General features: G+C 38.6%; 24 protein-coding genes and 1 riboswitch. All 24 genes read right to left on the bottom strand.

Translation table 11 applies throughout. The annotated features are described in order from the left end of the window. Nucleotides 1-372: 372 nt before the first annotated feature. The 24 genes from DFR80_RS15160 to DFR80_RS00115 all read right to left on the bottom strand — a co-directional run bounded on the left by DFR80_RS15160 (nucleotide 373) and on the right by DFR80_RS00115 (nucleotide 26407). On the bottom strand, nucleotides 373-534 hold the full coding sequence (locus DFR80_RS15160; RefSeq protein ID WP_158537659.1) for a hypothetical protein: 162 nt from the start codon (nucleotides 532-534) through the stop codon (nucleotides 373-375). Between the two features lie 13 nt (nucleotides 535-547). After that, nucleotides 548-647, bottom strand: a riboswitch (purine riboswitch). 147 nt (nucleotides 648-794) lie between these two features. Next, entirely contained in the window at nucleotides 795-2543 is a 1749-nt protein-coding gene (ade, locus tag DFR80_RS00005) for an adenine deaminase (protein ID WP_233493629.1), read from the bottom strand. 28 nt (nucleotides 2544-2571) lie between these two features. After that, nucleotides 2572-3657, bottom strand: coding sequence for a 4Fe-4S dicluster domain-containing protein (locus tag DFR80_RS00010; RefSeq protein WP_076545801.1), 1086 nt, complete (start codon nucleotides 3655-3657; stop codon nucleotides 2572-2574). A 33-nt stretch (nucleotides 3658-3690) separates the two neighbouring features. Further along, nucleotides 3691-4398, bottom strand: coding sequence for a nucleoside-triphosphatase (locus DFR80_RS00015; RefSeq protein ID WP_076545800.1), 708 nt, complete (start codon nucleotides 4396-4398; stop codon nucleotides 3691-3693). After that, on the bottom strand, nucleotides 4398-5393 hold the full coding sequence (locus DFR80_RS15530) for a xanthine dehydrogenase family protein molybdopterin-binding subunit (RefSeq protein ID WP_076545799.1): 996 nt from the start codon (nucleotides 5391-5393) through the stop codon (nucleotides 4398-4400). The genes DFR80_RS00015 and DFR80_RS15530 overlap by 1 nt, the downstream gene beginning before the upstream one ends. Further along, nucleotides 5393-6739, bottom strand: a complete 1347-nt coding sequence (locus DFR80_RS15535; protein WP_084566210.1) for a xanthine dehydrogenase family protein molybdopterin-binding subunit — start codon at nucleotides 6737-6739, stop codon at nucleotides 5393-5395. Before DFR80_RS15535 ends, DFR80_RS15530 begins: the two co-directional genes overlap by 1 nt. Next, the gene (locus DFR80_RS00030) at nucleotides 6732-7217 is read right to left on the bottom strand and encodes a (2Fe-2S)-binding protein (protein WP_076545798.1); all 486 of its coding nucleotides are present in this window, start codon (nucleotides 7215-7217) and stop codon (nucleotides 6732-6734) included. Before DFR80_RS00030 ends, DFR80_RS15535 begins: the two co-directional genes overlap by 8 nt. After that, on the bottom strand, nucleotides 7217-8113 hold the full coding sequence (locus tag DFR80_RS00035; protein ID WP_233493631.1) for a xanthine dehydrogenase family protein subunit M: 897 nt from the start codon (nucleotides 8111-8113) through the stop codon (nucleotides 7217-7219). The genes DFR80_RS00030 and DFR80_RS00035 overlap by 1 nt, the downstream gene beginning before the upstream one ends. After that, nucleotides 8070-9401, bottom strand: a complete 1332-nt coding sequence (ssnA, locus tag DFR80_RS00040; RefSeq protein WP_076545797.1) for a putative aminohydrolase SsnA — start codon at nucleotides 9399-9401, stop codon at nucleotides 8070-8072. The genes DFR80_RS00035 and ssnA overlap by 44 nt, the downstream gene beginning before the upstream one ends. Before the next feature lie 15 nt (nucleotides 9402-9416). Then, nucleotides 9417-10781, bottom strand: coding sequence for an 8-oxoguanine deaminase (locus DFR80_RS00045; protein ID WP_076545796.1), 1365 nt, complete (start codon nucleotides 10779-10781; stop codon nucleotides 9417-9419). 1 nt (nucleotide 10782) lies between these two features. Continuing rightward, nucleotides 10783-11256, bottom strand: coding sequence for a (2Fe-2S)-binding protein (locus DFR80_RS00050; RefSeq protein ID WP_076545795.1), 474 nt, complete (start codon nucleotides 11254-11256; stop codon nucleotides 10783-10785). Continuing rightward, entirely contained in the window at nucleotides 11249-12124 is an 876-nt protein-coding gene (locus DFR80_RS00055) for a xanthine dehydrogenase family protein subunit M (RefSeq protein ID WP_076545794.1), read from the bottom strand. Before DFR80_RS00055 ends, DFR80_RS00050 begins: the two co-directional genes overlap by 8 nt. Nucleotides 12125-12126: 2 nt before the next feature. Further along, entirely contained in the window at nucleotides 12127-14418 is a 2292-nt protein-coding gene (locus DFR80_RS00060; protein ID WP_114488856.1) for a xanthine dehydrogenase family protein molybdopterin-binding subunit, read from the bottom strand. Between the two features lie 367 nt (nucleotides 14419-14785). Beyond that, nucleotides 14786-16132 carry a uracil-xanthine permease family protein gene (locus DFR80_RS00065; RefSeq protein ID WP_076545792.1) on the bottom strand — a complete coding sequence of 449 codons (1347 nt, stop codon included), beginning with the start codon at nucleotides 16130-16132 and terminating at the stop codon, nucleotides 14786-14788. 253 nt (nucleotides 16133-16385) lie between these two features. Then, nucleotides 16386-17699 (bottom strand): TRAP transporter large permease, encoded by a 1314-nt coding sequence (locus DFR80_RS00070; RefSeq protein ID WP_199505736.1) that lies wholly within the window; start codon nucleotides 17697-17699, stop codon nucleotides 16386-16388. Further along, a complete protein-coding gene (locus tag DFR80_RS00075) occupies nucleotides 17674-18258 on the bottom strand; it encodes a TRAP transporter small permease (RefSeq protein WP_076545790.1) in 585 nt (194 codons plus the stop codon). Before DFR80_RS00075 ends, DFR80_RS00070 begins: the two co-directional genes overlap by 26 nt. Before the next feature lie 59 nt (nucleotides 18259-18317). Continuing rightward, nucleotides 18318-19361, bottom strand: a complete 1044-nt coding sequence (locus DFR80_RS00080) for a DctP family TRAP transporter solute-binding subunit (protein ID WP_114488857.1) — start codon at nucleotides 19359-19361, stop codon at nucleotides 18318-18320. A gap of 231 nt (nucleotides 19362-19592) precedes the next feature. Next, nucleotides 19593-20576 (bottom strand): ornithine carbamoyltransferase, encoded by a 984-nt coding sequence (locus tag DFR80_RS00085; protein WP_076545788.1) that lies wholly within the window; start codon nucleotides 20574-20576, stop codon nucleotides 19593-19595. A 42-nt stretch (nucleotides 20577-20618) separates the two neighbouring features. Further along, complete coding sequence (locus DFR80_RS00090) at nucleotides 20619-21860, bottom strand: YgeY family selenium metabolism-linked hydrolase (RefSeq protein WP_199505737.1); 1242 nt, start codon at nucleotides 21858-21860, stop codon at nucleotides 20619-20621. 93 nt (nucleotides 21861-21953) lie between these two features. Beyond that, nucleotides 21954-22505: a helix-turn-helix domain-containing protein gene (locus DFR80_RS00095; RefSeq protein ID WP_076545787.1), complete on the bottom strand. Its 552-nt coding sequence runs from the start codon at nucleotides 22503-22505 to the stop codon at nucleotides 21954-21956. A 1-nt stretch (nucleotide 22506) separates the two neighbouring features. Continuing rightward, the gene (locus tag DFR80_RS00100) at nucleotides 22507-23754 is read right to left on the bottom strand and encodes a threonine synthase (protein ID WP_114488858.1); all 1248 of its coding nucleotides are present in this window, start codon (nucleotides 23752-23754) and stop codon (nucleotides 22507-22509) included. Between the two features lie 25 nt (nucleotides 23755-23779). Then, nucleotides 23780-25252 (bottom strand): pyridoxal-phosphate dependent enzyme, encoded by a 1473-nt coding sequence (locus tag DFR80_RS00105; protein ID WP_114488859.1) that lies wholly within the window; start codon nucleotides 25250-25252, stop codon nucleotides 23780-23782. Nucleotides 25253-25476: 224 nt separating this feature from the next. Next, nucleotides 25477-25890, bottom strand: coding sequence for an OsmC family protein (locus DFR80_RS00110; protein WP_076545784.1), 414 nt, complete (start codon nucleotides 25888-25890; stop codon nucleotides 25477-25479). A gap of 109 nt (nucleotides 25891-25999) precedes the next feature. After that, a complete protein-coding gene (locus DFR80_RS00115; RefSeq protein ID WP_076545783.1) occupies nucleotides 26000-26407 on the bottom strand; it encodes a DUF134 domain-containing protein in 408 nt (135 codons plus the stop codon). Nucleotides 26408-26476: the final 69 nt, after the last annotated feature.

Raw genomic sequence — 26476 nt, forward strand, 5'->3', positions numbered from 1 at the left:
AATGGGTAAACCAGAAAATATTAAATCTTTAAGATCACTAATTGCTTAGAATTTAAATCTTTTAATATCTTTTTTAAAACCTGTATTCATAGGTTCATTTTGTCATGTCTAATTTTATTAGAACATTTCCTTATTCAATTTTTTTAAATCTAAAAATTGAACTAAACCCATCACTTACAGTTTTTCACTATTTTCTTTGCCTATTTTGCAAACACCTATTTTTCTAGATATCTAAAAACTAAAATTAAAGTTTTCACCACCTTTCTTCACTGAGCCTTCATTATAAGACGCGTGGTCGGCTCAGCATTAGGCCATCGAGGCCGTCACACTGCCCTTCATTATAAGACGCGTGGTCGGCTCAGCATTAGGCCATTATATAAATAATAACAAAAAACCCGAGAAAATAGATACCTCAACTAAGAGGAATCTACCTTCCCGGGTTAAATCCGAAAGATAAAACATGGGCTCCATGTATAAACTAATCTCCTGCTTTCTACCTAAAAACATCTCTACAATTAAATAAACTTTTTCCAATTAAAAAGCAGTTAGATTAATTTATTTCCCTCATAGTTGTCAGTTATCGGCTGACACTAGAAACTTGTGAACCATATCATCACAATTATACGAGGCCTATTTAAAATTTAATTTTAAGCTGAAATATTTATATATTTTAAAAATAATGATCTGACTTTAATTCCATCTATTATTATAGATAAACTTAAGCAGCTTGTCAATAAAGTTTTGAATTCAGACCATAAAAATACATAAATAGATTATTTTAAACAGGCTTTAAATCATTCTATAATTAACTCAACATTTTCAAATTTACTAACATCAAATAGTCCCTGATCAGTTAATTTCAACTCAGGAATAACCGTTAATGCCATAAAAGATAAAGTCATAAATGGCCCATCACGATTGACACCAAGGCTATTTGCAATTTCACGCATCTTCTCTAAACGATTTGCTACTTCTTTAACCGACTTAACAGCCATTAACCCTGCAACTGGTAGTGGGAGGGTCGCTTCTACTTTTCCATTCACAACTATTACCAATCCCCCCTGCATTTTTTCAATCTCACGCACTGCAAGTTCCATGTCTCTAGCTCCCAACCCTGCCACAACAATATTATGAGCATCATGACCAATAGAAGTCGCAATTGCTCCCCGACGCAGGCCAAAATTACGCAAAAGTCCCAGACCAACATTGCCAGTTCGATGATGTCTTTCTACAACCGCCAACTTAACCAAATTGTGTCCAATTAATTCAATTGCAGGTGGTTCGTCATCATATTCTGCCTCTGTGTGATAAATTGATTTTCCTGTTACTACCTGATCTTTAATTAATTCTATTACCCGATATTTCTTAGCTGCAGGCAGACGAAAATCACTTTCTGAAATATTGCCAATTCTAACCGAATTGAAAATTTTTTCTTCAATATCTTTATTCATAAAATCGTCTTTATCAAGTGAAATCTTATCATCAATTGACTTTAACAGAGTACCATCTTCAGCCACCAGGCGGCCATCTTTGTAAACTTTTTTTACAGCAAATTCTCTTAAATTATCGAAAACCAGCAAATCTGCTCTGTATCCTGGAGCAACAGCACCGATTTTTTTAATTCCCAGTGCCTGAGCAGCATTAATGGTTGCCAGCTTAACCGCCCTCAAAGGTGAGAGCCCATACTGTATTGCTTTTCTAACTGCAAAGTCAATCTGTCCTTCTTTTATTAAATCTCCTGGATGTCTGTCATCTGTTGCAAACATAAAACGAGAAGAATTACTGCTGTTGACCGCTGGCAGCAGACTAACTAGATCTCTGGTTACCGATCCCTCTCTAATCATGATATACATTCCCTTAGCCACTTTTTCAATTGCTTCAGCAGCTGTTGTAGCTTCATGATCAGCTTCAATATCTGCCAGTAAATAAGCATTCAAATCTTTTTCTGAAAGCCCTGGCGAATGACCATCCTTAAATAAATCAGCAGCCATTTCAATCTTATCCCAGATTCCAGACTCACCATTAATTACTGAGGGAAAGTCCATTACCTCTCCCAGACCAAAAATTCCTTTTTCGTCAATTAAAGTCTTTAAATCTGCTGCCGATAATTCTGCACCAGAATTTTCAAATTTTGATGCCGGAACACAGGAAGGAAGCATTAAATTAAAATTCCAGGGTTGAGCATTTCCAGCTTTAAGTAAATATTTAATTCCTGTCAGACCAGCAACATTTGCAATTTCATGAGGATCAGCAACAATTGTAGTAGTTCCTCTGGGAATAATCACTCGGGCAAATTCATCTACATTGGTCATCGAAGACTCAATGTGCAGATGAGCATCAATCAAACCAGGAGTAACAATTCTCCCTCCTAAATCAATTTCTTCTTTTCCTTCATAATCACCAATTCCAATAATAATCCCATCTGCAACTGCAATATCGTTTTCAATCAATCTTTCATTAAAAACGTCTACGATTACTGCATTTTTAAACACTTTATCTGCCTTTACCAGACCGCGAGCCTGCCTTAATATTTCCTGTTTCAAGATAAGCTCCCCCCTTTCTCTTTCTTTATTAAGCCAGTTTTAAGGCATCAAAATTACAGCGAGTTACACATAGTCCACAGCCAGCACATTTAGCTGCATCAATTACAATTTTATTGTCATCGTCTAGATAATTTGCATCATAAACACAGCTGGTAATACAGAGGCGACAACCGGTACAACTTTCTCTAATAATCTCTGGAACTTTCGTCCTGTAATTGGCTTTTTCTGGTGCTGCTTTTTGAGCCAGACCTCTAATCTGATCCAAATTATCATAATCATGTTCTTCCAGGTAATCATTAATTTCTTTAGCAATTTTACCATAAATTTTAGGGCCTTTAAGTATAGCAGCTGTACAGGTCTGAACCGCACTGGCTCCTGCCATTATCATTTTAACTGCATCTTCTCCAGTGGAAATTCCACCAACTGCAAGAACCGGAATATCAACCGTTTTTACAGCCTGAAAAACAGCTCTTAAGGCAAGTGGGAAAATTGCTTCACCCGAAAGCCATCCGTAACCATCTTCACTACCCATTAGTGGTTTTCCGCTTTCAATATTAAAATCAAGTGTTGGGCCAAAAGAATTGATCAAAACAAGACCATCGGCTCCTGCCTCTTCGGCAGCTTTTGCAAATTTAGGAATATCAATCTGTGGACTTAACTTGACCATAACAGGCTTATCAGTAGCTTTTTTAGCTGCCTTAATACTTTTTACAACTGGTGAAGTATCACTGCCTAAATAATGTGTAGATAGCTCAAAAGCATCTGCATAAGGCTCCGTCTTTTTTACCAGCTCATTAATCTGTTCTGCACTGTAGCCAAGCCCGACTATTACCGGTAAACCTAATTCTTTAATTTGAGGATATTCATTTTTGAGCCAGTGATCGGGTCCCATTTCTGACCAGAGTTCTGTATTCATAAATCCACCGCGGGTCTGTGCCATATTAGGCCTTGGCACTTCTGCTGCTTCAGTAGAAATTGTTTTAGTTACAATTGCTCCTGTTCCTCCATCTTTAGCTTTTTTAGCCATTTCTGCATCTTTGATTGGTGGGCCAGCTGCCGGCATCACCGGATTTTTTAAAGTCAGATCAAATAGTTTAACACTTATATCAGCCATTTTTTCCACTCTCCTATTTATTTTTATTTAATGTTAAAGCTTATCTTGATTATTATTTTTTAAATTTTCTAAAATATCAACTAAAATTTTTCTTCTCTGCTCCTGGTTTGATGCTGTTAATTCATAAATTTTTAGATCATCTCTCTGGCGAATTCTATCCAGAAATGGGTTTGATTCATTTTTTATAACTCCGATGACAATTTTTTCTGAATCAAGCAAAGAAAATACTTTTTTCTGAAATTTTTCTGCTTTCAGTTCAAATCGCCCCAATTCATCCATTACAACAATCTCACCCGACTGGTCCAGGAGTTCAAAACCTAAGTTATTAAAAACATCAGTCTGGATATTAAAATTATCAGAAGTAACTTCACGATAGGCGAAAATTTTTTGATGTCTTAAAAGCTTAAGTGAATCACCTGCTGCAGCTGAAAGATTTAACGTTTTTGGAGCACCTTCAAAAAGTGCAAAGGTTTCCTGACAGCTTTTTGCCTCCTGCTGATCCCGGGCTACAAGCTCCGCTGCTGAAAAATCAGTTTCTGCAGTTTTAATTAAAGCAGCAGCCCCTTTTTCCATCAATTCTGAGGCTTGATTTAGTTTAAATACTAATGGCTTTCCATTTTTGGCCCTAATTCTGGCAACTGCAAAACCTGCTATTTTTAGATCCACCTGCTGGAGCAGCTGGGTCAGCAGTGATGATTTGCCAACCCCTTTTTCTCCAGTAATTAGATAATTATTAGTCATCAGCTATTTTCTTCCTTTTCTTTTAAAGCCTTTTTAATTTTAGAAGGACTAATTGGTAGATCAAAAAATCTAACACCGATTGCATCATAAACTGCATTTGCCAGAGCTGGTGCTGCCGCAATCAAAGTCGGCTCTCCTACACCCTTTGCTCCAAATGGGCCTTCGGAATCTTCTTCTTCAACCAGATAGTGTTTAAATTTAGGTACATCAACACTTGTCGGCACAAGATAATCAGTCATGCCTGCATTTAAGGTTTTACCATTACGGATAACCTGATCTTCCATCATTCCCATTCCCAGCCCCTGTACAGTTCCACCTTCAATCTGTCCTTCCACATTTTTAGGATTAATTGCTTTTCCTAAATCAATAGCAGAATAAACATCTAAAAGATCAATTATACCGGTATCAGTATCTATTTCAATATCAATCACCTGAGAAAGAAAAGTATAGGCAACATAAACTTTATCAGCCTGACCATTCTCATCAGGACTATAAGTCACCGGGAAAAAGCTCCCCTCTGCTTCCAGTTTTTCGCCTCTTTCTTTAACTCTTTCAGCCATTTCCCAGTAAGTTATATAGTCATCAGGATCATCATACATATAGATTTTTCCATCTTCAATTGCAATTTCGGGATGATTGCTGCGAAATTCAAGACTTCCATAGTGATAAAGATTAGCCAGCATATCTTCGGCAGCTTTTTTAACTGCATTCCCGGTAAAATAAGTCTGTCTGGTGGCAGAAGTTGAGCCAGAATTTTTTGTTTTATGGGTATCACCCTGAACAACTTCGAAATAATTAGGATTGATCCTTAAAATTTCAGCAGCAATTTGAATTACTGTTGTAATAACTCCCTGTCCGACATCTGCTGCCGCTGTTCTAATAACTATTCTCTCATCTTCTTTAATTTCAATCGAAGCAATTGAATGATCAGGAAAACCCTCGCCATAACCAAATCCAAACATAATTGTTGCCATTCCGCGTCCAAATTTTTTCATTATTTTCTGCCTCCTTTCCAGTCACTGAGCTCCATCACTCGTTTAATTGTTTCTTCAGCATTTACACTGTGAGTTAGCTGCTGACCGTTAGGAGTAATTGAATCTTTTTTGTAAATATTTTTGAGTCTAAATTCAGCTGGATCCATATTTAATTTATGAGCCAGGATATCCATCTGCTGTTCATAAGCAAAAGCTCCCTGGGCAGTACCAAAACCACGCATTGCACCGGCATAGGTGTTATTTGTATAAACCGCATGAGAAACTCCACGTAAATTGGGACAGTTATATGGTCCTGTAGCATGGTACATTCCTTTATGCACAACTGCAGGTCCACTTGAGGCATAGGCTCCCGTATCCCCAATAAATTTAGTTTCCCAGGCAGTTAAGTAACCATCCCTGTCTACACCTGTTTTATTTATAATTGTAATTGGATGCCGTTTCGACTGGGTAATCATTGATTCTTCTCTGGTAAAACAGAGTTTGACCGGTCTTCCTGTCCTCATGGCCGCAATTGCCAGATGAATATGAACCGAAACATCTTCTTTTTTTCCAAAGGCTCCACCAATAGTAGGCTGAATAATTCTAACCTGATCTTTTGATAATCTTAGAGACTGAGCCACATCAGCCTGAGTATCATGCAGCCACTGAGTTGCAGCCCAGATATCAACAACCCCATGGCGTTCATCATAAAGAGCAACCCCAGCTTCATTCTGCATCGGCAGCTGATCAATAAACTGAGTCTGATAGCGATTTTCTTCTACTATTGCTGAATCTTTAAAAGCTGTATCAACATCACCACGATTTAAATGGTGAGTTATTACAATATTACCATCAGGATGAATATTTGGAGCATCATCTTCCATAGCTCTAAACGGATCAGTGATCACTTCTAATTCTTCAACTTTAACTTTAATTAAATCCCTGGCCTTTTTGGCTGCTTCTTTAGTTTCGGCAACTACAATTGCCAGAGCATCTCCCATATAGCGCATCTTTTCTCCTGGGGCAATTAAAACCGGTTGATCACGAATAATTAAACCAAACTGTCTGACATCAGGAATATCTTCGGCAACTATGATATCAACTACTCCCTGAACCTTTTTGGCTCGAGAAATATCAATATCTTTTAAAATTGCATGTGGGTGAACTGCCCGTTTAATTTTAATGTATAGCATATCATCGAAACTGATGTCATCAGGATATACTGCATCACCTGTTACCTTATCCCAGGCATCTGCTTTAAGGACATCATGGCCGACAAAACGCTTACTCTTTTTTACTCCCTCTATTGTACAGCGGGTTGTATGCTTGCAAAAATAATCTTTAATTCTCTTACTTTGATCAGTCATTACTATCACTTCCTTCAACAGCAAGTTTATCTGCTGCCAGCATTACGGCATCGATAATCTTAGCATAACCTGTACAGCGACAAATATTACCGGAAAGTCCATAGCGAACTTCTTTTTCTGTTGGTTTGGGATTTTCATCCAGAAGTCTTTTACCAGCCAGCACCATTCCTGGAATACAATAACCACACTGTACTGCACCTGCTTCTACAAATGATTCCTGAATTGGATGTAGATTATCCCTGGTGCCCAAACCCTCTACTGTTATAATCTCAGCCTGATCTGCCTGAGGTGCAGGTACCAGACAGGAAGCAGTTAATTCTCCATTCATGATAACTGTGCAGGCACCACATTCGCCCTTGCCACAGCCCTCCTTGACTCCTGTCAAACCGAGATCTTCTCTTAATAAGTCGAGCAGCCTGGTATAGGGAGTAACTTCCAACTCTCTTTGCTCTCCATTAACTGTTAAAGTAATCTGCATCAGCTGCTCACCTTCCTTTCTATCTCTTTTAAAGCTCTAACCATCACATCAACTGCAACATCTTCTCTGTATTCTTTAGTTCCTCTTAAATCATCAATCGGATTAATACTTGCTTTAACTTCTCTACCCAGAGCTTTATAATCCAGATCTGTAAGTTTCTGATCTACCATTACGGCTTCTATTCCCTTCAGTCTGACCGGGGTTGGAGCCACTGAACCCATTGCAATACCTGCCTTAACAATTTTTTCTCCTTCAAATTCCAGTACAACAGCCAGAGTTAAAGTAGAAATAACAAGTGCTTTCCTCCGTCCAACTTTAATCCAGGAACCTTCTCTTTTATTATCTGTAAGTGGAATTATAATTTCAGTTAAAAGTTCGTCTGTTTCCATTGAATTTCTTTTTGGTCCTGTAAAAAATTCTTCTGCTTTTACAATTCGTTCTCCTTCTGTACTCTGCAGTTTAAAACTGGCTCCATAACTTAACAGTGGAGCTAAGAGATCGCCTGCCGGAGAAGAAGTACATATATTACCACCAATTGTTCCTCGACTTCTGATCTGCGGTGAACCAACATCTTCAGCTGCTGCAGCCAGCACTGCCAGATTTTTCTTAATTAAGTCTGACTTCATCAGCTGTAAATGAGTTACCATTGCTCCAATATGAAGCTCATTATCTATAACCTCAATTTTTTTCAGTTGATCCAGCTTAACCAGATCCAGCCAGTATTTAATTTCGTGCAATTTTTCGTAATTTGCAACCAGTAAATCTGTCGAACCTGCAGCTACTTCAATTTGATCCCCATATTCTGCCCTAATTTCTAGAGCTTTTTGAATACTTTCTGGCTGAAAATATTCTTTAAAATCTACGCCAGAAATCGTCTGCCTGCTCTCCTGTTTCATGGGTGATTTTCTCATCATCAACTACCTGCACCTCCCGATTTTCCATTAAAATTCTTCCTTTTACAATTGTCGTATCAACCATTCCACCATTGATTCCAAATAAAATATGCGCATAGGTATTATCACTATTTATCTCAGTCGGTGATTTATAATCCACCACAATAATATCTGCAGCTGCTCCTGCTTCTAAAACTCCCAGACGGGGCCCAAAAGTTTCTGTTGCCAGCTCTGCATTAGTCTTAAATACCATTTGAGGAATTTCAGTCCAGCCCAGACGAGGATCCCGATTCTGATGTTTGAGAATTAAATTAGCAAACTTGATACTCTCAAACATGTCAGTTGTATAACCATCAGTTCCCAGTCCAACTTTCAAGCCTTTATCAAGTGCCTCTTTTAACGGAGCTGCTCCAACTGCATTACCCATATTAGATTCCGGATTATTAATCAGATAACAATCATTATCTCTTAAAATCTCCAGCTCACCTTCCTGCAGATGCACACCGTGGATAGCCATTGTTCCCGGCCGCCAGATATTATACTGATCAAGCCTTCTGACAGCTCCATTATAACCTCTAAGTCTGCTGTCTTCTAAATCAGTCTGACCCTCAGCAACATGAATATGAAAAGAACTGTCCAGGTCATCTGCCAGAGCCGAAACTTGCTCTAAAGTCTCGTCCTCTAAGGTGAAAGAAGCATGCAGTCCAATTCTTCCATTTAAATGATCTAAATTTTTTTCCCTAATCTTGCGCAAAAAGTTCTCGCTTTCTGCAATCGAATCCTGAGACTGCTCTGGACCATTGCGGTCTGAAATTTCGTAACAGAGATCTGCTCTAATCCCGAGTTCTTCCACTGCTTTAGCAATCAAATCGAGGCTGTATCTAACCTGGCCATAGCTTGCATGGTGGTCAAAAACAGAAGTAACCCCCTGCTTTAAACCTGTCAAAAATGCATAAAGGGCGCTGAAATAAATATCATCTGCCTTTAGAGTACTGTCAACTCTCCACCACATCTTCTCTAAAATTTCTAAAAAATGACGGGGAGGTTGATCTGTTTTTAAGTCCATCCCCCGGGCAAAAGTACTGTAAATATGCATGTGGGTATTAATCATACCCGGCATAATTACTTTACCCTCTACATCCTTAACTTCAGCTTCCGAATACTTTGATTTTAAAAGCTCAGTTTCTCCTAAAGCCTTAATTTCTCCCCCATCTATTAAAACTGCTCCATTTTTGATAATCCGATTTTCCTGGTCATGAGTAATCACTGTTCCATTTGTTAATAAGAGCAAAAAACCACTCCTTTCTTAGCCATTAACCATCTCAGCAGAAATAGAATTAGCTTTTGTTATAATCTCTTCCTCATTAACTCGAGTCAACTCACCGTCCTCAACTACTATCTCTCCATTGACAATTGTATAGTCAACAATCTGAGTATCTCCTGTATTGACAATAGCTGAAACTGGATCATATAAGCCACCGGCAAAACCAAGCCTTTTAGAATTAACCAGAAACATATCTGCTGCTTTACCAACTTCCAGACTTCCAATTTCCGGCTGAGATAAAACATCACGACCACCATTGGTGGCTAAAGCCAGCACATCTTCGGCTGTAATTGATTTCATCCCGTGGACCAGCCGGTGCATCAAAAAGGCAGCCTTCATCTCTAAAATCATATTTGAAGAATCATTGCTGGCACTGCCGTCAACTCCCAGACCAACGGGTACTCCTTTTTTTATCATCTCCGGTACCTTTGCAGCTCCAGAAGAAAGCTTCATATTAGAAACCGGACAGTGGGAAACTCCAGTTCCAGTTTCAGCCATCCGGGCCAGCTCATCACTATTTAGATGAACCCCGTGGGCATACCAGATATCACTGCCAACCCATCCCAGTTTCTCCATATAAGCCAGTGGTCTAAGACCTGTTTTTTCTAAAACAAACTCTTCTTCATCTCTGGTTTCAGCCAGATGAGTATGGGCCTTAACGCCATAGTCCCGGGCCAGCTCAACAGACTCTATCATCAGCTCTTCAGTCACCGAAAAAGGCGAACAGGGAGCTAAAGCTACCCGCTGCATAGCAAAAGGAGATCTGTCATGATATTTTTCGATTACTCTTCTGGAATCCTTAAGAATTTCGGCATCAGTCTGAACAACTGAATCTGGAGGAAGACCTCCATCTTTTTCACTTAAAGACATACTACCTCGAGTTCCATGGAAGCGAATTCCTATTTCTTTAGCAGCTTCAAACTGGTTATCAATCAAATTATCAGGTTGAGATTTTGGAAAAACATAAAAATGATCACTGGTAGTTGTACAGCCAGTTTTTAAAAGCTCTCCTGCTGCCAGCAGGGTTGAATAGTAAACTGCATCCGGATTAACCCGGGACCAGATAGGATAAAGATATTTTAACCAGTCAAAAAGTTCTGATTCCTGAGCGTCAGGAAGATTACGGGTTAAGGCCTGATAAAAATGATGATGCAGATTAATCAGACCGGGAAATAAAAAGTAATCGCGACCATTAATAATTCGATCAATTTCTTCTTCAATTTCAATACCTCTACCCATTCTGGTAATTTTTCCATTTTCAATCAAAAGGTCAGCATTTTTAAGCCGCTCCCGATTTTTATTCATTGTAATGATTTCTTTAACATTTTTGATTAAAATTCTGCTCAACTCAACCACCCCATTCCTCGGCAGCCATCTCAACTGCATCAATTATCTGTTGATAACCTGTACAGCGACATAGATTACCTTCCAGAGCTGTTTTAATCTCTTCTTTACTCGGCTCAGGATTGGTATTTAATAAAGCCAGTGCTGACATCAGCATTCCCGGAGTACAGAAACCACACTGGACAGCTTGTTTTTCAATAAAAGCTTTCTGCAGGGGGTGAAGTCCACTTTTTGACTCCAAACCTTCAACTGTAATAATTTTACTGCCATCAACCTGAGCTGTCAGCACCATACAGGAATTAACTGCCTGATCATCGACAATCACCGTACAGGCACCACATTCCCCAACACTGCAGCCCTCTTTAGTTCCAGTCAGTTTTAACTGTTCCCTAATTGTATCCAGCAGTCTCTCCTGACTACCTACCTGCAATTTATAATCTTCGCCATTAACTTTCAATTCTACATCTAACTTAGCCATTATATCCTGCCTCCTCAAGTAAATCTTCAACTGCTCTTTCCACCAGTTTCCCTAGAGCAGGCCGTTTATAAGGGGTTGACCATCTTTCCCCGGTAATACCTACCATCTCATCGGCTGCAATATTGCCGGCTTCAACCGGATTAATTGCTGCAAAGTTTTTCCCATTTAAATATTTATTAACCTTTCTAAAAGGAACAGGAAAAGGAGTTGCAGCACCAGATGCAACCTGGGCTTTTTTTACCGATCCATTTTCTACCTCAGCTAAAAGAGTCAAAGAAATCCTCGAAATACTTAAAGCTTTGCGGCGTCCAATTTTTTGGTAGCTGCTGTAATATTCACCTTCTGGCATCGCAAAAATAATTTTTTCTAATACTTCATCAGCTTTTATTATTGTCTGATATGGCCACTCCACAAAGTCCTCCAGTAAAATTTTTCGGGCTCCTCCTTTTGACCTCAGCACAACTTCTGCCTCCAGCGCAATTAATGGTGAAAAAGAATCAGCACAGGCAGCTGCATTAGCCAGATTACCACCAATTGTAGCTCTGTTCCTAATCTGAGTTGAACCAATACTGCTGGCTGCTGCCGCAATAAAAGGCAGTTTTTCGTTTATTGCAGGACTGTTTACCAGTTCAGCATGTGTAGTAAGTGCCCCAATTTCGCCCTTTTTATTTCCGAGTTTAATTCCTTTAAGTTCATTAACAGCTGTAATATCGAGCAGATAATCTATTTTTTCAAATTTATCATCCTGATGGTGAAGATCAACCATTAAATCAGTTCCACCAGCTAAAATTTGTACATTCTCTTTTTCGTCCAGTATTTCTAATAATTCATCCAAACTATGCGCTCTAAGTAATTGATATTCTACCATTATTATTTACCTCCCTTATGCAGAGCACGACCGATTAAAACCCGCTCTAAGTTAAGGGGAAGAGACCTAATTCTCTTACCTGAGGCATGAGCTACTGCATTTGCTATTGCTGCACTTCCAAGTTCTAATGTTGGTTCTCCAATCGATTTAGCGCCAAAAGGGCCATCTGGATCAGGATTTTCTACAATCACAGGTTTAATATCAGGCATATCTTTAATGGTCGGTATCATATAATCATGAAAATTAGTTCCCTGGATAACTCCATCTTTTAATTCCAGTTCTTCCATAATTCCATAACCAAGCCCCATCATTACACCACCATAAATCTGACCTTTAACATTTTCGGGGTTAATTGCCCGCCCAACATCATGAGCTGCAGCCATATTGATTACACTTAATTCTCCAGTTCCAGTATCAACTTCAACCTCAGCTATCTGACAGCCATAAACATAGGTAAAGTAAGGGTTACCACAACCTTTTTCTTCATCCCAGGAAATTGGAGGAGATTTGTACCAGCCATAAGCTGACATCAAAATACCGCTATTGCCCATTTCGCCTGTCAAATCAGCAAAAGTAGCCAGTCTGTTACCCTGGCCATCATATAAAAAACCATCTTTTAATGCCAGTTCTTCTGCACTTAAATCATATTTATCAGCAGAAAAATCAATTATTCTCTGTTTTAATTTTTCAGCAGCATCTTTAACCGCATTTCCACCAATTAAGGTAGCACGAGAAGCAACTGTTGAGCCGCTGTCTGGAGTAAAACTCGTATCCAGTTCTTTAAACTCAACCTCATTCATTGGCACACCCAGGATTTCAGCAGCTATCTGAGAAAAAATAGTTTTTAGACCCTGGCCATTTTCTGCCAGACCACTATAAACTGCTACACTTCCGTCTTTATTAATCTGAATCACAGAAGCCGCTGCATCAATTGCTTCTGCCCCCAGGCTGCAGCCTCTAAAGGAAATAGAAAGGCCAATTCCACGTTTTTTATCACCGGGCTGTTTCTTTGAATATTGCTCATACTTTTTCTTATAATCAATAGCTTCCATTGCTTTATTCATTACTTCATTTAAAGAAACAGTATGTCTGTCCAGTTTCTGACCACTTGCTGTAACTGAGCCCTGCTGATACATATTTTTCTTTCTCAGTTCCACAGGTGAAATCTCAAGTTCTTCAGCCAGTTCATCCATCAGTGACTCCTGAGCAAAAATCACCTGGGGTGAACCATAACCACGCATAGCCCCTGTATAAGGATTATTGGTATAATAGCCATAGGTATCAGTCTTTACATTTGCAACTTCATAAGGGCCTGTCGCCTGAACCACACTGCGCCAGGTTACAAAGGGAGTCTGACAGGCATAACCACCACTATCTGCAACAGCTTCAATTTCCATAGCTGTTAGCTTTCCCTCTTTTGTAGCTCCCAGCTTATATGTTAAATGATAAGGATGACGCTTATAACTTTCAGTAAATGATTCTTCACGCGAATTAACCATCTTTACTGGCCTGCCGGTAGCAAGGGCCATAACTGCTGCCCGGGCAGCCATTGCTGAAACAACCTCATCCTTACCTCCAAATGAACCACCAATATGATTTTGAATAACTCTAACCTCAGCCAGTTCAACTTCCAGAACGGAAGAAACCGCGTTTCGGGTTGCATAGGGATTCTGAATAGAACCATAAACAGAAACCAGATGATTCTCTTCGTTAGGGACAACCACAACTGCTTCTGGCTCCAGATATGAATGTTCAATAAACTGAGTTGTATACTCTCTTTCTAAGATTACATCTGCCTCTGCAAAACCCTGAGCTACATCTCCCTTCCTCAGTGGGTGATGAATCACCTGATTATCATCTTTTTCCGGGTGTAATTTTAGAGCTCCTTCTTGTCGGGCATCTAGAGGATCAAATACCCCTTCCAGTTCTTCATAATCAACTCTTATCTTTTCTATAGCTGCCGCAGCTTCTTTTTCACTTTCCGCTGCCACCATTGCTACACCATCTCCTGCCAGCACAACTTTTTCCTCAGCCAGCACTTGCTGATCCTGAACAATTACTCCAAAAAGATTATTGGGAATGTCTCTGGCGGTAAATACTCCTTTTACCCCGGGCATTTTCTCTGCCTCAGAAGTATCAATATTAAGAATTTTAGCATGAGGATATTCAGTTCTTAAAACTTTTGCCTGAAGCATATTAGCAAATTCTAAATCTGCTCCAAATTTGGCCTTACCGGTAACTTTCTCATAGGCATCAACTCTTTTGACACCTTTATTAACATGTTTAAAAGCCATTACTGCACCTCCATAATTAAGATTTAATAAAATTTATTCTGTCTGGCTGTACTTTAAACTGCTAAAATTTTTCTTAATCTAAAACAATCTTCAATTAGAAAAACTTCATCCTGAACACAGATGGACTTTCACCATTTTTGCCAACCTAAACCCTGATTAAAACCAGTATCCAGCCCGGACAGCATTCGACTGCCAGTACTAAACCTGTAAATCAAGTATGGTTACGGCATTTATCTCAATCTCAGTTGAGAGAAATGTTAAAATGGGGAAAGTCCATGAAATCTAATTTACAATATTTAATTCTTATTTATATTATATAACAAAATATTTTAAATTAACAGATTTTTAACATAATTTTTTCTTTTTATTAACAGATTTTTTTCTCATCTTTCTCAGGAAGTAATAAGTTTAAAGCAATTGCAAGTATGGCACCCACTGTAATTCCTGAGGATAAAACAGTTGAAATAACAGCTGGCAGCTGAGCAACAACATCCGGTCTAAATGTCACACCAAGACCGAAACTTAGGGCTATAGATAAAATAAAAATCTTTCTATCAGTCAATCCACCCTTGGTTACAATCTTCATTCCAGAAGTAGCTACCATACCAAACAGGGCAATTGTCGCTCCTCCTAAAACGGGATTTGGCATTACACTAACCAGAGCCCCAATTTTAGGAACCAGACCGAGTAAGAATAAAATTCCGGCAACTGCTATACCGACAACTTTACTACCAACCTTTGTAATTTGAATAACACCAATGTTCTGGCTGAAAGTTGAGTTAGGGAGAGAATTAAATACAGCTGCGATTGCACTACCAACACCATCAGCCATGATTCCACCACTGAGTCTTTCTATATGTTCTTCACTGGCAACATCTTCACCTGAAACCTCAGCTACTGCAGTTAAATCTCCAATAGATTCTACAGTCGTAATAATATAAGCCATAACCCAGGGTAGAAGATGGCTCCACTGAAATGATAAACCATATTTAAAGGGTCTGGGAATAGTAAACCAGCCGGCATTTGCTACTTCAGCCATATCAACTAAACCTAGAGGAATAGAAACTATATAACCTATGATCAGACCAATAGCAACTGCTCCAACTTTAATTAGACCTTTACCAAAACGATTAGCTATAATAATAATCGTTAAAACAAACAGGCCTAAAATTAAATTTTGAGGTGCACCAAAGTTTTCTGCTCCTGCTCCACCACCAAAATCTGTTATACCAACTTCCATTAAACCAAGACCAATCAGCATAACTACTGTCCCGGTTACAACTGGAGGAAATATTTTTCTGGTCTGTCTGATAAATCTGCTCAATATCATCTCAACCGGAGCAGTAATGAGTCCCATGCCCAGTACTAAAGGGAGACCCCCTTCACTTGCTGCAGCAATCGCCATTGGCACAAAGGTAAACGAAGTCCCATGAACAGCCAGCAATCCTGACCCAACAGGACCTACCTTTGTAACCTGAATATATGTTGTAACTCCAGAAACCATTAATGCCATACTGACAAAGAATCCAGTTTCTGCAGCATTTAAACCAGCAACTCCGGCAATAATTAAAGGTGGGGTAATAATACCAACAAACATAGCAAGCATATGCTGTAAACCTAATAACAAAGTTTCAACTAAAGGCGGATTATCATCTAAGCCATAAAAAGGTTCTTCTTCAACATAATTCTCCTGCTTCTCAATACTATTCTGCATATAATCTCTCCTTTTTATTTTTGTCTTAATATTATATTATCCCAACAAAATAATTTACCTTCTTCAATTAAGCATTTTTTTCTAATTTATAATTATTATAGCTGTATACACCTCCTGATTATTCTAAATTTTTAGAAAACTATTTCTGCAAAAATACTACTTAAAGCTTCAGTAAGTTCTCTAAAAGTTAAAAGATTATAACTTAACTTTCGGCAGTATTTAAGCTAAAATTAGAAATATTCTATTCTTTTATTTAAAAGCCCAATAATCTCGGTAAAAACATTGAAATAGGTTCGATAAAGGTAATCGCAAATAAGGTAATAATTTCAACTACAATAAAGGGCCAGATAGCTTTTGAAATCTGTTCAAGTGACAGTTTGGTAATTCCACTAACTACAAAAAGGCAGGCACCAACTGGAGGTGTCATTAAAGCAACATTTAGTGATAAAACCATAATAATTCCAAACTGAATTGCTGGAACCCCAAGGCTAACAGCTAGAGGGTGTAATATTGGTCCTAAAATTACTAAAGCTGCAGCAATATCCATAAACATCCCAACAACTAGCATTAATAAATTAATCAAAAGTAAAATTACATATTTATTATTACTAATCTGCATAAACATATTTGCTATTTGTTCTGGCACTCTCTCCGACGCCAGGATCCAGCCCAGAATTGAAGCAGCAGCAATAATTAAAAATACTACTCCTGTAGTTCTTGCAGTCTGTTCTAGCAACTCTGGAATATCTTTTAGCTTTAAAGACTTAAAAACAAATTTACCAACAATAAAAGCATAAGCAACAGCAATTGAAGCAGCCTCTGTTGGAGTAAATACTCCAGATAAAATACCACCAAGAATAATTACTGGCATTAAAAGAGCTAAAATAGCATCCCAGAAAGCTACTACCATCTCTTTAATTGAAGAACGTTTGTCTTTTTTAGGATAGCCTCTTTTTTTAGAAATAAATCCGGATAAAATCATTAACATTCCACCAAGTAAAAGACCCGGTAAAAAACCAGCAGCAAATAACCCTGCTATAGAAACCCCCATTAGAGAACCATAAATCACCATCATATTACTGGGAGGAATTGTTGGCCCAATAATTGAAGAAGAAGCAGTGACTGCAGCACTAAAATCTTTATCATAACCATCTTCAACCATTGCCGGAATCAGCATTGTACCAATTGCTGCTGTATCAGAAACAGCTGCTCCAGTCATCCCGGCAAAGAAAATACTGGCAATAATATTGGCGTGAGCCAGTCCTCCCCTCAGATGCCCTACTAAAACATTGGCAAAATTAACAAGTCGGTGAGTGATTCCAGATTTGTTCATTATCTGACCGGCCAGAATAAAAAATGGCATAGCCATCAGAGTAAACATATCCAGACCGGCAAAAAACCTCTGAGGTACCATGTTAAACATAACCGGCATATCCATCTGATAAATTGCATACAGAGCCACACTACCGATTGTAAAACCAATTGGCATCCCGGCAAACAATAAGACTATAAATGTAATAGCTATAGTTCCAAGCATTTTATCACTCCTGACCTTTTTCTGTTTCAATCTGCACTTCTTTTACTTCTCGTAATGCTTCATCTACTTCTGTTTCTCCTAAAATATCAGAGATTTTCATTCCCGGTTTAAAGATCAAAAGCAACTGAATAAACTGCTGAATAATTGCCAGAAAACCAGAAACAGGAATACTCATCAAAGGCCAGAACATCGAAATATTTAGGGCAAGTGAAAGCTGATTTTGTGCCTTAACTGCTACCTGATAACCCTTAAAAGTTAAAACTGTTAAAAAAACAATGGTGATAACATAAACAACAAAGGTAATTAACTTTGTTATAATTGGAGGAAACTGTTTAATTAAAAGCTGAATACCGACGTGCTCTTTGTCTTTTATTCCAACACTGACTGCAAGTAGAGCTGCCCAGATCATTAAATACCGGGCCAGTTCTTCTGTCCAGCTTAAAGAATCGCGAATTATATAGCGGAAAAAAACTCCGGTTAATACTGTAATAACAAGAATCCCTGTTAGAATTATGACTATAAATAAAGTTATTTTCCCCAGCCAATCTCCAAAGTTTTCGAGTTTATCAAAAATACTAGTCTTTCCCAATTCCCTCACCCCTCAGCTTGATAAAAGGGACAGAGACTCTGTCCCTTTTAAATTTTAATTTACATTCCAAATTTCTCCTGAGCAGCTTCAATTGCATCAAGATAATCCTGAGCAAGTTGAGCTCCTTCTTCACCATACTCTTCTTCAATAAATTCCATTGAAGCAGGAATTGCAGCATCTTTAAACATCTGCATTTCTTCAGCTGTAGGTTTATATACTTCCATCTCTTCTGCTAAATAAGGAAGACCCTCATCAGAAGCTTCAATTAATCTGTTAACACCACGGCCAGCCAGGTTAGCCACTCTTGCCGCCTCGTCAACCACAACCTGTTCTTCAGAAGTTAAGGAGGAATAGAAGTCAGAGTTTAAAACCCAGACATAAGGTGTATACATATGATTGGTCAGAGTTAAGTACTTCTGCACTTCTTCCAATTTACCAATTTTGATAATTGGGATTGGGTTATGCTGACCATCAACTACTCCGGTCTGGAGAGCTGTATAAAGTTCTGCCCAGGCAATTGGAGTAGGTGAAGCACCAAGTGAACGCATAAATTCCATATGAATTGGAATAGTCATTGTTCTAAATTTTAAACCTTCCATATCAGCCGGGGTTTTAATCGGACGTTCACTATTTGTCAGCTGGAAAAACCCTCCCGATTCACCAAAGCCAAGTACTTTAAAACCTGTTTTTTCTTCAATATCTGCTGACATTTGCTGACCAAATTCACCGTCATATACTTCATAAGCTACAGAATAATTAGAAATAGAGAAAGGGATATTTACTATAGAAAACATTGGATAGAAGGTTGCCATTCCTCCACCAGATGCTATATAACTTTGAGTAACTCCACTTTGAACCTGTTCCATACTTTCTCTTTCATTTCCTAAAACACCATTTGGATAAATTTCTACTTCTATACTGCCATTGGTGCCACTCTCAACCATTGATTTAAATACTTCTGCCATAGCTGCTGTAGCAACTTCTTTTGGCTGCTGTGGGTTTAAGTGGCTGAGTTTCAATACTTTTGTATCCTGAGCCATTGCTGTTAGGGATGCTGTGATCGCCATTACTAAAATTAAAGTAATAATTAATGTTTTTTTCATTTAAACTCCTCCTAAGTTTTAATCAAAGACTCAATTAAACAACTGCTAAACTTCTCATTATCTACTGGACAGTCCTTCCTATCAGACCAATAATTAGAGCCCAAATACTCTTACTTTAATTTTTTTCACAGCACCTCCTTAAATAAATAGCACAGGATATTTAGAAGTGTATTTCCCTCCTCCAGATACTTAAAAGAAATAATCCTCAGGTACCCGGTACTTTAAATTATTTTACTTACCACCCATTGTTAGGGTCATTACAGCTTTTGCAGTGTGTAATCTATTTTCAGCCTCAGTAAATACAATTGAATGTTCACCGTCAATTACAGAATCCTCAACTTCATTACCCCGGTCAGCAGGTAAAGCATGCATATACATTACATCATCATCAGCAAGTGCCATTCTCTCTTCTGTACACTTCCAGTGTTTATTTGATTCTAAAAGATCATCAATTACTGCATCATCCTGATTTGTAACCCAGCTGCCCCAGTTTTTCGGAATAACTATATCAGCATCACGATAAGCTTCATCCTGATCATGAGTAATTTTAAAAGTTCCATTATGCTTTTCAGCATTTTCTCGAGCCTGTTCGATAACCCAATCCGGCATCTCATATCCCTCAGGATAGGCTAAGGTCACATCCATACCATAACGTGGGAAAAGTAAAGCCTGAGTTAAAGGTACAGAAATAGGCTTTTTATGACTGGTGGCATAGGCCCAGATAATTGAAACCTTTAAATTTCTAGTTTCTTTTTTCTTTTCTTTAATGGTCATTAAATCGGCAATCCCCTGCATTGGATGATAAAGGTCACACTGTAAGTTCATCACCGGAACTTTTGCATGATTAGCCAGAGAGCGCAGATATTTATTACCAATTTCCCAGACACAGTTACGGCAGGCAATGGCATGTCCATAACTTCCCAGAATAATACCGGTATCTTTAGCCACTTCCCCGTGAGAAACCTGCATAGTGCTGGTATCTAAAAAGTTAGCATGCCCACCAAGCTGAGCCAGCCCCGCTTCCATTGAGTTTCTGGTTCTGGTTGACTGTTCAAAAAACATTAAAAAAGCTGTTTTATCTCTTAAATATGGTGTGGGTTCACCCATAGCAAATTTTCTTTTTAAATCAAATGAAACATCCAGTAAAGTGTCAATTTCATCTTTAGTCCATTCCTGTAGTGTAATAAAATCTTTTCCTTTTAATTGAGTTTCCATTTTATAATTCCTCCTTTGATTTTTGTTCGGCACCCTTAAAAACTAAGCTAAAAGATTTTCTGTTTCTTCCGGCATCTGATCGGCATACTTTTCCACAAATAACTTTGGAATCACAGCATAAATTGCAGCCGCCTTAACCAGTTCTGATTTCCATGTTTTTTCGTTTGGTGCATGAGCCTGATCTTCGTGACCGGGTCCAAAACCAATACAGGGAATACCATGACGTCCCATTATTGAAACTCCATTCGTGGAAAATGTCCATTTATCAACTAGAGGATCTTCTTTAAACAATTCTTTATAGGCTTCAACTGTCGTCTGACAGACAGGATGATCTTCTTCAATCAACCAGGTAGGAAAATAAGAATCAATTGGATATACCAGACCGGTATAGGAAGGTCTTTCATATTTATACATCTCTACTTCTGCATCTGCATCATTAACTGCCGGTAAGTTTTTAACCTGCTGGACAGCAAACTGCCAGCTTTCTCCTGCAGTCAGGCGGCGGTCAATTGAGATACTGCAGCCATCTGCAACTGCACAGCGAGAAGGTGAGCTGTAAAATATTTCGGAAACAGTCAGACTTCCTTTACCCAGAAAATCATGTGGTGTTAAATTCGGATGCAGGGCTTTTAATTCATTGATAATTGGTGCCATCTTGTAGATCGCATTATCTCCTCTTTCTGGAGCTGATCCGTGACAGCTAACACCATGAGTACTAACTTTGATTTCCATTCTGCCCCGGTGGCCGCGATAAATATTACAGGATGAAGGTTCGGTAATTACAACAAATTCGGGTTTGATTTCATCTTCTTCTATAATATAATGCCAGCAGAGGCCGTCACAATCTTCTTCCTGTACTGTACCGGTAATAATCAGGGTATAGTCATCTTCTAAGCCTAAATCTTTAATTATCTTTCCGGCATAGACCATTGAAGCCATTCCACCCTCCTGATCGCTGGCTCCCCGTCCTACAATTATTTCATCATCTTCATAACCTTCATAAGGGTCATAATCCCAGAGAGAATCATCTCCGACACCAACAGTGTCAATATGAGCATCCATGGCAATTACATGGCTTCCATTACCTATATAACCAAGGATATTACCCATTTCGTCAATTTCTATCTTATCAAAGCCTACCTTTTCCATCTCTTCCTTTATTCTTAAAACTACCTCTTTTTCCTCACAGCTTTCACTCGGAATTCTGATCATATCTCTTAAAAACGCACTAATTTCTGAACGATAGCTTTCAGCTTTTTCCATTATTTGATCAAATTCTATCACTTAACTGGCACCTCCATTAATTTAATATTTATTACCGGTCAATTATATTTATAATAAGTACCCAAATGCTATTTCATTTCTAATTAATACAACTTAGAAGTTTGGGGGAGTAATCGCTGATATGAAATGAAGATCTTCTTCACCGATACTCTTAATTTTATGAGGCAAGCTCGCCTTATAGTATATGCTGTCACCTTTTTCCAACTCATACTCCTGATCACCAATCTGAATAAACATCTTCCCCTGCATAACAATCGTACATTCCTCTCCCAGATGATTTAAAGGTTCGTCTGTTGTCTCAGCACCTGGCTCCAGTGTTGCCTCGATAACTTCCATATCTCTATTTAAATCTGGAGAAAGCAGTTCAAAGGTCAGATGTGAACCGGGAAAATTCAAAATCCTGCGTTCATCTTTGCGCACCACTGCATTATGATTCTCTTCCTCAATCAAAAAGTAGAAAATCGGAACTTCCAGTGCTCTGGCAATCTCCCGCAGAGCAGTAATAGAAGGTTCGGCAAGCCCCCTTTCTACCTGACTTAAATAACTTGAAGTCTTCTTTATCTTCTCTGCTACATCATTTAAACTCATACCTCTAGCCTGACGTTTTTTTCTAATTCTCTGTCCAAGTCTTATATTATCACTCATCTTAAGTCACACCCTGTTCGACAAAAATAGCAGTCAATTTTTCCAGATCCGGCTCAACTTCAATAGGATCACCGGCTGCACGACGGGCATTTTTAACATCCTTTAAACCATTCCCAGTAATTACAACAGCTGCACTCTGATCTCGCTTAATAATTCCCTCTGCTGCAGCTTTTTTGAGTCCCGCCATTCCAGCAACTCCTGCAGGCTCACCAAAAATGCCTGTCTTTTTACCTAAATTTCTCATCATAGCTAAAATTTGATCATCACTAACATTAATCATTTCTCCCGCTGAGTCTCTAATTGCTCTAACCGCCTTTAACCAGTTTCGGGGTTTACCAACTGCAATACTATCTGCTATTGTGTTCTCAGCTGTAACCTCCAGTTCCTCTCCGGTCCTAAAAGCTTCAGTGATTGGAGCACAACCTTCTGCCTGAACCCCCAGTAACCTGGGTATCCTGTCAATAAAGCCAATCTGTTTTAGATCATATAAACCTTTATAAGCTCCCGCGATAGTACAGCCATCACCAACAGAAAACACAAGCCAGTCCGGCATATCCCATTCCAGCTGCTCAGCCAGCTCTAAAGAAACGGTTTTTTTACCTTCTACCAGATAAGGATTAATGGCAGCATTACGATTATACCAGCCCCACTTTTTAATGGCTTCTGCTGAAAGATAAAAGGCTTCTTCATAGGAACCTTTAACTGAAACTACATCAGCTCCATAAATTAACAGCTGGGCCAGCTTTCCTGCAGGAGCACGGTCAGGCACAAAAATAACCGCATTCATTCTTCCCCCCATAGAAGCTATATTACCAGCCAGAGAGGATGCTGCATTACCGGTCGAAGAACAGGCAACTGTTTTTGCATCCGCCTCCTGTGCCTTAACAACAGCCATTGCTGAGGCTCTATCTTTTAAAGATGCAGTTGGGTTTAAGCCATCATCTTTAATAATCAATTTTTTAATTCCAAACTCTTCAGCCAAAACTGGAGAATTGTAAACTGGTGTATCTCCAACAGCAAGCTTAGGCTTTTCCGTCTCCGGCTTAATCGGCAGAAGTGGTTCAAAACGCCAGATGCGCTGATCTGGATTTGCTTTTAAATCTTCTTTTGACCATTCAGCCTTAATTTTTTGATAATCATAATCTACATCTAAGATCCCATCTTCACAATCGTCACAGAGATAACGCTCAGGATCTGCTTCATACTCTTTACCACACTTAATACAGTGCAGCCCTGTTACATATTTCATCTGCTTCACCTCAATTACTATTATTCTACAGCTCTTCTAATAAACCTGTTTTGTGATTAAATTCTTCTATTAATTTGTCAATCTCTTCTGCCTGAGAGTGAATTCCACCCCAGTAATTGTCATAATCATACCACTGAGCATTGAGTTCTTCAGAATCTCTACCCTGCTGTTCAATCCAGGTATAATATTTCAGGTTATGCACCCGTCTTCTTTCTTCCAGACCCATTTCCAGAGTATATTCTGTATTAATCCCTCTCAGATAACGGTGATAATCTTTAATTGCATTTTCTCTTGTATATTCTCCTCTTTCTTCCCTCATTTCTTCCAGACGGGATGTATAGAGTTCTAATGAGTCAGTCAGCACAGTCATCAGTATTTGATTCTGATCCAGTTCATAAAATTTAGCCATCTTAATAGCCCCAACTAAATTAGCAATTCCTGAAATCCCTAAAAGTTCAAGTTTCTCAACAAAATCTTCTGAAACTCCCTGTTCTATCAAATACTCTCTTCCAGCTGTCTCATTAAATAAACGCAGCAGAGACATTGTGCGCTCATCATCAATAGCAATTGCCATATCTGTATTTTTTACATTATGAATCCAGGGTATATGTTTATCTCCAATACCTTCAATTCTATGAGCACCAAAACCATTACTTAAAATGGTTGGACATTGCAGTGCTTCTCCAACTGCTATTTTGCTCTGAGGGAACTGATCTTTAAGATGATCTCCGGCTCCCAGGGTACCTGCAGAACCAGAAGTTGCAAAAAAACCAAAATAATTATCATTATCTCTCATTTCATCTCTAATTACTTCTTCCATTGCTGAACCAGTAACTTCATAATGCCAGAGATGGTTGCCAAATTCTTCAAACTGATTAAACACTGTGATATTATCTCTTGTCTCCCGCAGTTCCCAGACTTTATCAAAAATTTCTTTTACATTACTTTCCGTACCGGGAGTCGGGATTACCTCACCTGCTACCTTCTGCAGCCAATCAAATCTTTCCTTACTCATGCCTTCTGGCAAAATTGCAATCGAATCACAGGCCAAAAGCTGAGAATTATAGGCTCCACCTCGACAGTAATTACCAGTTGAAGGCCAGACTGCATGACTGGAGGTTGGATCAAACTGTCCGGTCACCAATTGCGGAGCAAGACAGCCATAAGTTGCACCTACCTTATGTGCACCAGTGGGGAACCATTTACCCACAACCGCAAAAATCCTGGCATCAACACCAGTCAATTCGGAAGGGAATTCAATATAATTTACCCCATCATAAAGACCCCCATCTTTTTTAGGCTCATTTTTCCAGCTAATGCGGAATAAATTATAACTGTTTACATCCCAGAGACCAATATCTTTCAATTTTTCTTTGATTTTAGCCGGAATTAATTCCGGATTTTTCATCTGCTCAAAAGTTGGCAGAATTATATTTTTTTCTCTTGCTCGTTCAATTGCTTTTTCTAACTGTTTTTCATTGACTTCTAAATTAATCATCATTATCCTCCCTTTTATATTAAGAGTATTTAGAAAATTATATGTTTAAAAATTTAAATCTCACTTTATATATTCAATGAGATTTAAATTAATCCTGCAATAATTTGTAGATAAAATAAAAAAAATACCCGGATATCCGGGTATTCAATAATTTCAATCATTTTTCTGTAATATATTTACTTAAAATTATTAATTCTTCTTCATTTAACATATATTAACATAATCTAATCTGTAGACTCAATTTCATAACTTGAAGTGATTTCTGCATTTAAAGAGTTGCTGGCCGAGCAGTATTTTTTTTCCGAAAGATTAATTGCTCTTTCCACCCTGCGTTCATCTAATTTTTTCCCTTTAAACTTATATTTAATATGAATTTTAGTAAATCGCCTCGGAGGTTCTTCTGCCCTTTCAGCATCAACCTCCATTGCAAAGTCTTCTAATTCAGTTTTCATCTTTTTAAGTATCAAAACAACATCAATTCCAGTACAGCCAGCCAGTCCACTGAGCAGTAATTCCATTGGGCGAGGCCCCTTATTATGCCCTCCACTTTCTGCTGCTGCATCAACTGTTAATTCATGACCTGATGGCAGTTGATTTTTAAATTCCATTTCTCCCTGCCAGTCTACATTAATTTTCATAATCGAATTAATCCTCCTTTTTGTGCACTCAACTTCTCCTTAGAGCAATTTACTCAATTAAATTTATAATCTCTTGATTATTAAAACAAGCACTAATAGATTCAGGATTTTAAGCCTCCTGATCCTCATCACATTCCGGGCACTTCTCTTTAGACATATTTTTCCCGTGCTGATGAGTTCTACCTCTTCTCATTTTTTTGCCGCATTCCGGACAGTGGCCCGGTCTCACCAGACGATAATCTCCCCCAGCAAATTTAATTGCCTTACCACAGGTTAAAGCCTCAGCAGCCTTTTTTCTGGCTGAAGTTAATACCCGCTGAAAAGTTGGGCGAGAAACATTCATCAGTTCTGCTGCTTCTGCCTGAGTTAAACCTTTAACATCTTTTAGGCGCAGGGCTTCCACTTCTTCCATAGTCATCTCTACTATTTCCAGCTGATGTCCGGGGACTCCCGCTGGTTTAAAAAATTTTATTTCAGGTAATTTTTCAATTATCCGATCTTTGGTTGGACGGGCCATACTTTTTCACTCCTGTTACATTTATTTAAAGTTTAGTAAAATACTCTATTATATTTATTATAACAGATT

It is taken from the genome of Halanaerobium sp. ST460_2HS_T2 (genome assembly GCF_003337665.1).
In the GTDB taxonomy this organism is placed as follows: Bacteria; Bacillota; Halanaerobiia; order Halanaerobiales; family Halanaerobiaceae; genus Halanaerobium; species Halanaerobium kushneri.